Genomic DNA, 6,572 nt, shown 5'->3' on the forward strand with positions numbered 1-6,572 from the left:
AGAGGTGCGGCTCAGGCGAAGCCGCACCAGGCGGCCAGCTTGTGCGCCACGTCCATCCACAGGGACCACCCGGCGGCGGCCACCAGCAGCCCGCCCGCGGCCCGCGTGCCCCAGTCGCGGCGCAGGCGGTCGCCGGCCTGCTGCAGGCGCAGCAGCAGCGCCGGGGCCAGGGCCAGCGACACCGCGCTGCCCAGCGCGAACAAGGCCATGGCCAGGGCGCCGCCCTGCGCCGAGCCGCTCAGCGAGGCTACGAGGAGCGCGGAATACAGCAGGCCGCAAGGCATGAAGGCCCAGAGCGCACCTGCGGCCAGCACGCCGCCCCGGCGCGCGGCCAGCGGCCGCACGCGCGACCAGACGCTGCGCCCGGCGGCGCTCACCCAGACCGGCTGGCGCGCCAGCAGCAGCAACGCCAGGCCCCAGCCGAGCACGGCGACATGGAACAGGGTCCAGACGGGTTGCAGCGCGGCGGTGTTCTGCGCCAGCCAGGCGAAGCTGCCCACGGCCTGCGCCGCAACGGCGCCCAGCGTGGCGTAGCCGAGCAGGCGGCCGAGCTGGAACTGCAGCATGGCCGGCGCCGGACGCCGGCCCGGCAGCCGCACGATGCCGCCGCAGGCGGCGCCACACATGGCTGCGCAATGGGGGCCACCGGCCAGTCCCATGAGCAGCGCGGCCCCGGCCAGCGTGGTGGACATCTCAGATGATGCGCGAGAAGCGCGCGCGGTTGCGGTCGGCCTGCAGGTAGCGGTCGAACACCATGGCCACGGCGCGCACCACGTACCAGCCCGCCGGGGTGACCTGCACGCCCGCGTCGTCCACGCGCACCAGGCCCATGCGCTCGTACTCGGCGAGCTGGTCCAGCTCGGCCTCGAAGTACTGGCGGAAGTCGAGCAGCCAGGCCACCTCGATGGATTCGAACACCACCTGGCCCTGGCACATCAGCGCCATGATGACGGCGCGCCGCGCCAGGTCGTCGCGCGTGAGCGCCAGGCCGCGCACGATGGGCAGCCGGCCCTGCGCCAGCGTGTCGCTGTATTCCTCCAGCGTCTTGGCGTTCTGGCTGTAGGTGGCGCCGATCTTGCCGATGGCGGAGACGCCCAGGCCGATCAGGTCGCAATCGGGCTGCGTGCTGTAGCCCTGGAAGTTGCGGTGCAGCCGGCCCTGCCGCTTGGCGACGGCCAGCGCGTCGTTGGGCAGCGCGAAGTGGTCCATGCCGATGTAGTCGTAGCCGGCCTCCTGGAAGGCGTCCAGCGCCTGGCCCAGCATGCCCAGCTTGTCGCCGCCCGACGGCAGGTCGGCGGCAAGGATGCGGCGCTGCGGCTTGAAACGGTCCGGCAGGTGGGCATAGGCATACAGCGCGATGCGGTCCGGCCGCAGCTCGGCCACCTGGGCCAGCGTGCGCGTGAAGGATTCGGGCGTCTGCTTGGGCAGCCCGTAGATCAGGTCCACGTTGACGGACTCGAAGCCGATGCGGCGCGCCGCCGCCATCAGCTCGAACACCTGCGCGGCCGGCTGCACGCGGTGCACCGCCTGCTGCACCTGCGGGTCGAAGTCCTGCACGCCGAAGCTGACGCGGTTGAAGCCCAGGCTGGCGAGGTGCGCGAGCCGGTTCTCGTCCACGGTGCGTGGGTCGATCTCGATGGAGTACTCGCCGCCCGGCACCAGCTGGAAGCTGCGGCGGATCATGGCCATCAGGCAGGTCAGCTCTTCGTCGGACAGGAAGGTGGGCGAGCCGCCGCCCAGGTGCAGCTGGCTGACCGACTGGCCGATGCCCAGGTGCGCGGTGTACAGCGCGATCTCGCGCTCCAGGTCGTCCAGGTAGGCGGCGCCGCGCTCGTGCTTCTTGGTGATGATCTTGTTGCAGGCGCAGTAGTAGCACAGCGACTCGCAGAAGGGGATGTGCACGTAGAGCGAGAGCGGCAGCACCAGGGCGGCCGGCCCGGCGCGGCGCTGGGCCAGGGCATGGGCCATGTCGGCCGGCCCGAAGGCCTCGACGAAGCGGTCGGCGGTGGGGTAGGAGGTGTAGCGCGGGCCGGGGACATCGAAGCGGCGCAACAGCTCTGGCGTAACGATTTTCATGGGTTTTCGGGCGTTGCTGGCAACTGTGCTGCCAGGGCCCCTGCCCGAGTTTGACTTTTGTCAAGCCGCCCCAGGCCGCGGCCCGGAGAATTTGACACAAGTCATGAACCCCAGCACCCACCCCTCCGAGAAGTCCCGCACGCCCGGCGCGGCCACGCTCAGCGTCGCCTGCTCCAACTGCAACCTGCGCGAGCTGTGCATGCCCGCTGGCCTCTCGCCGGCGGACCTGGAACGCATCGACGAGCTGGTCGCAACCCGGCGCCGCCTCAAGCGGGGCGAGGCGCTGTTCCGCTCGGGCGAAGCCTTCACCTCGCTGTACGCGATACGCACCGGCTTCTTCAAGACCTGCGTCACCGCCGAGGACGGGCGCGACCAGGTCACCGGCTTCCAGATGGCTGGGGAGATCATCGGCCTGGATGGCATCGTGGGCGACCGCCACACCTGCGACGCGGTGGCCCTGGAGGACGCCGAGGTCTGCGTGATGCCCTTCGACAAGGTGGGCGAGCTGTCGCGCGAGGTGAATGCGCTGCAGCACCATGTGCACCGCATCATGAGCCGCGAAATCGTGCGCGAGCATGGCGTCATGCTGCTGCTGGGCAGCATGCGGGCCGAGGAGCGGCTGGCGGCCTTCCTGCTGAACCTGGTGCAGCGCCTGCATGCACGCGGCTTCTCGCGGTCCGAGTTGGTCCTGCGCATGACGCGCGAGGAGATCGGCAGCTACCTGGGGCTGAAGCTGGAGACCGTGAGCCGCACTTTCTCGCGCTTCGCCGAAGAAGGCACCATCGAGGTCCACCACCGCCACCTGCGCATCCTGGACGCCGAGGCGCTGCACCGGCTGGTGAATCACCCCGGCTGCAACTGAGCGCGTGCCGCGGGCTCAGAGGTAGAAATTCGGTAGCGGCAGGTGCCGCAGGTGCAGGGCCAGGCCCAGCGCCTCCATGTGGTCGGGGTTGCGCGAGAGGATCTCCCGCGCCAGCGGCAGGAACTCGCGCTCCTCGAAGCGGGCATGCGCGTCGTAGACCGAGGCCAGCAGGTCCACGGCCTCCCGGCGCAGGTGCGCCGGCCGGCCCTGGGCCAGGTGCTGCACCTGCGGCCGCAGGCGCCGCCACAGGTCCTCGATGTCGCGGTGCTCCTCGACCAGTTGCGCCACGATGCCGCGAACGCGCTCCTGCTCCACGCCGTGGCGGGCACTGCGCACCACGGCGGGAAAGAGCTCCCCTTCCTCGTCGGCATGGTGGCCGCTGACGGCCTCGTCCAGCAGGCGCAGGGTCTGCTCGGCCAGGGTGCGCGCGCTCTGCGCGGCCTGCGCCAGCGCCGGCAGGTCCAGGAAGCGGCGCATGCCCGCGAGCAGGCCAGCATGCGCCGCGGAGAAGTCCTGCAGCGGCATGGCGCCGTCCGTGCCCGGGGAGGTGGCGGTGGGGTCCATGGACGCACTCTAGGCGCGGCCACGGCCGCGCCGCTTGACAGGCGTCAAGGTCCGGGGGCGGCCAGTTCCAGGTGCAGGTGCATCACTTCCTCGCCGGCGCGCACGGTCATGCCCAGGCGCTGGGCCAGGGCCAGCATGAGCCGGTTCTCCGGCAGGCACTCGCCGATCACGCGCTGCACGCCGCGCGAGCGCAGGTAGCCCAGCATCTTGGTGAGCAGGGCCAGCCCCAGGCCGCGGTTCTGCCAGGGCGTGGCGACCTGGATCGCGAATTCGGCGGTTTCGTTGTCGGGGTCGCAGACGGCGCGCACCTCGCCCGCCATGCGGGCGCCCGCCTCGTCCTCGCCGGCCTCCACCGCGATGAAGGTCATGTCGCGGTCGTAGTCGATCTGGCTGTAGCGCGCCAGCTCCGAGTGCGGCACCTCGCGCCGCGACAGGAAGAAGCGCAGCCGCATGTCGGCCGGCGTGGCGCCGGCGTAGAACTCGCCCAGGCGCCAGGCGTCGTCGGGCCGGATGGGCCGCACGCGGAACTGCGCCCCGGCGGCCACCAGCATCTCCTCCAGGTCCTCCGGGTAGGGCCGGATGGCCGGGGCGGCGCGGCGCCCGCGCAGGCCGGTGGACAGCCGCACCCGGGCATCCAGCGCCAGCACGCCCGAGGGGTCGGCCAGCAGCGGGTTGATGTCCAGCTCCAGCACCTCGTCCAGGTCGCAGGCGAGCAGCGAGAGCTTCTGCAGCGTGTCGGCGACGGCCGCCAGGTCGACCCCGGGCCGGCCACGGCTGGGCGCGAGCAGCGGCCCCGCGCCGCTGCGCTCGACGAGGTCGCGGGCCAGCAGGGGATTGAGCGGCGTCAGGGCCACCGCGTGCTGGGCCGACAGCTCGACGTCGATGCCGCCGCGGCCGAACAGCACGACCGGCCCGAAGACCGGGTCGGTTGCCAGGCCGGCAATCAGCTCGCGCGCACCGTGGCGCTGCGCCATGGCCTCGACGGCGTAGCCCTGCACCACCGCGTCCGGGCTGTGGCGGGCCAGGCGCTGGCGCATGCGCAGCGCCTCGCTGCGCACCTCGTCGGCGCTGTTCAGGTTGAGCGCCACGCCGCCCACGTCGCTCTTGTGCACGATCTGCGGCGAGATCACCTTCAACGCCACCGGAAAGCCGATCCGCGTCGCCAGCCGCGCCGCCTCGTCGGCGTCGTGGGCGCGGCGCGTGTCCACGGTGGGGATGCCGTAGGCCGCGAGCAGCGCCTTGGCCGCCACCTCGTCCAGCCATTCACGGCCTTCGACCACGGCCTCGTGCACCAGCGACAGCGCCTGCGCGCGGGCCGGCTGGAAGCCGGGCAGCGCGGCCGGCGGCACCTGCGACAGCGCGAGCTGGTTGCGCGCATGCGTGGCACGCTGCATCCAGGCCGCCGCGGCGCGCTCGGGCGTGTCGTAGCAGGGCACGCCGGCGCCCGTCCAGGCCGCCTGCGCGGCCGCGACCGCGGGCCCGCCCAGCCAGCAGCCCAGCACCGGCTTGCGCACCTGGGCCAGCAGGGGCAGGCAGGCCTGGGCGATGTCGGGCGCCGGCACCATGGCGGTGGGCGCGTGGATGAAGAGGATGCCGTCCACCTCGGGCGCGGCCACCAGCACGCGCAGGGCGTCCTGGTAGCGCTGCACCGGGGCGTCGCCGATGATGTCCACCGGGTTGCCGCGCGACCAGGTGGCCGGCAGGCAGGCGCTGAGCGCCGCCAGGGTGTCCGGCTCCAGCGTGGCCAGCTTGCCGCCGGCCAGGCTGAGCGCGTCGGCCGCCAGCACGCCGGCGCCGCCGCCGTTGGTCACCACCACCAGCCGCTCGCCCTGCAGGGGCCGGACGCGGGCCAGGGTTTCGGCGGCATCGAACAGGGCCTCCAGCGTGTCCACGCGCAGCATGCCGGCGCGCCGCGCCGCGGCGTCGAACACTGCATCGGAGCCGGCCAGCGCACCGGTGTGCGAGGCCGCCGCCCGCGCGCCCTCGGGCGCCCGGCCGGACTTCACCACGATCACCGGCTTGTTGCGCGAGGCCGCGCGCGCCGCCGACATGAACTTGCGGCCCAGCTTCACCGACTCCACGTAGAGCAGGATGGCGCGTGTGCCGCTGTCGCTGGCCAGGTAGTCCAGCACGTCGCCGAAATCGACGTCGGCGCTGTCGCCCAGCGAAATGAAATGCGAGAAGCCGATGCCGCGTCCGCGCGCCCAGTCGAGCATGGCCGTGGCCAGCGCGCCGGACTGGGTGACGAAGGCGAGCTGGCCCGGCAGCGCATTGGCCGGCGCGAAGCTGGCATTCAGGCCGATGCCCGGCACCAGCAGGCCGATGCAGTTGGGTCCCAGCACGCGCAGCAGGTAGGGCCGGGCCGCGTCCAGCATCGCCTGCTCCAGGCTGGGGCCGCCGTCGCTGGCCGGTGCCTTGAGGCCGGCACTCAGCACCACGGCCGCGCGACAGCCCTTGGCGCCCAGCTCGGCCACCAGGCCCGGCACGCTGGGCGCCGGCGTGCAGATGACCGCCAGGCCAGGCGCCTCGGGCAGCGAGGCCACGTCCGGCACGCAGGGAATGCCCTCGATGCCGCTGGCGTGCGGGTTGACTGCCCACAGGGGGCCGCCAAAACCGCCCCCGCGCAGGTTGCGCAGCACCACGGCGCCCAGGCTGCCCGGGCGGCTCGACGCGCCGATCACCGCCACCGAGGCCGGGTGCAGCAGCGCGTCGAGGTGACGCACGCTCATGCGTGGCCCCGCGCGACCAGCACCGGCACCGGCGACTGCGCCACCACGCGGGCGGCGACGCTGCCGACCATCAGCCGCTGCAGGCCGCTGCGCCCGTGCGAGCCGACCACCACCAGGTCGGCGGACTCGTCGCGCGCCGCCTGCAGGATGCCCTCGGGGGCGCTGGCGTCCTCGATGCGCCGCAGTTGCAGGTCCACCGGGTCGCCGGTGGCGCACAGCGCCTGCACGCGGGCATGGGCCGCACTCGCGTGCTCGTAGGCGCTGGCCATGTAGGCCTGGAAGCCGACGGCGCTGGCCTCCCCCACGCCCAGGTAGGGGTAGGGATCGATGACGTACAGCGC

6 protein-coding genes are annotated in these 6,572 nt (G+C 73.1%); 1 reads left to right on the plus strand and 5 read right to left on the minus strand.

Annotated elements, in window-relative coordinates:
* Positions 1–11 precede the first annotated feature (11 nt).
* Complete coding sequence (locus tag IM725_RS02200) at positions 12–692, minus strand: sulfite exporter TauE/SafE family protein (RefSeq protein ID WP_193778926.1); 681 nt, start codon at positions 690–692, stop codon at positions 12–14.
* Position 693: 1 nt separating this feature from the next.
* Positions 694–2,076 (minus strand): oxygen-independent coproporphyrinogen III oxidase, encoded by a 1,383-nt coding sequence (hemN, locus tag IM725_RS02205; protein WP_193778927.1) that lies wholly within the window; start codon positions 2,074–2,076, stop codon positions 694–696.
* Between the two features lie 103 nt (positions 2,077–2,179).
* Between hemN and fnr the strand changes: the two genes are divergently transcribed.
* A complete protein-coding gene (fnr, locus tag IM725_RS02210; protein WP_193778928.1) occupies positions 2,180–2,938 on the plus strand; it encodes a fumarate/nitrate reduction transcriptional regulator Fnr in 759 nt (252 codons plus the stop codon).
* Positions 2,939–2,953: 15 nt separating this feature from the next.
* On the opposite strand, the gene IM725_RS02215 is transcribed toward fnr, so the two are convergent.
* The 3 genes from IM725_RS02215 to IM725_RS02225 all read right to left on the minus strand — a co-directional run.
* Entirely contained in the window at positions 2,954–3,502 is a 549-nt protein-coding gene (locus IM725_RS02215) for a hemerythrin domain-containing protein (RefSeq protein WP_193778929.1), read from the minus strand.
* A gap of 44 nt (positions 3,503–3,546) precedes the next feature.
* Positions 3,547–6,231, minus strand: a complete 2,685-nt coding sequence (locus tag IM725_RS02220) for a bifunctional acetate--CoA ligase family protein/GNAT family N-acetyltransferase (RefSeq protein ID WP_193778930.1) — start codon at positions 6,229–6,231, stop codon at positions 3,547–3,549.
* A partial coding sequence (locus tag IM725_RS02225; protein WP_193778931.1) for a universal stress protein occupies positions 6,228–6,572 on the minus strand: 345 nt, incomplete at its 5' end. The genes IM725_RS02225 and IM725_RS02220, both read right to left, overlap by 4 nt.

It is taken from the genome of Ramlibacter aquaticus (assembly GCF_015159745.1).
Taxonomy (GTDB): Bacteria; Pseudomonadota; Gammaproteobacteria; order Burkholderiales; family Burkholderiaceae_C; genus Ramlibacter; species Ramlibacter aquaticus.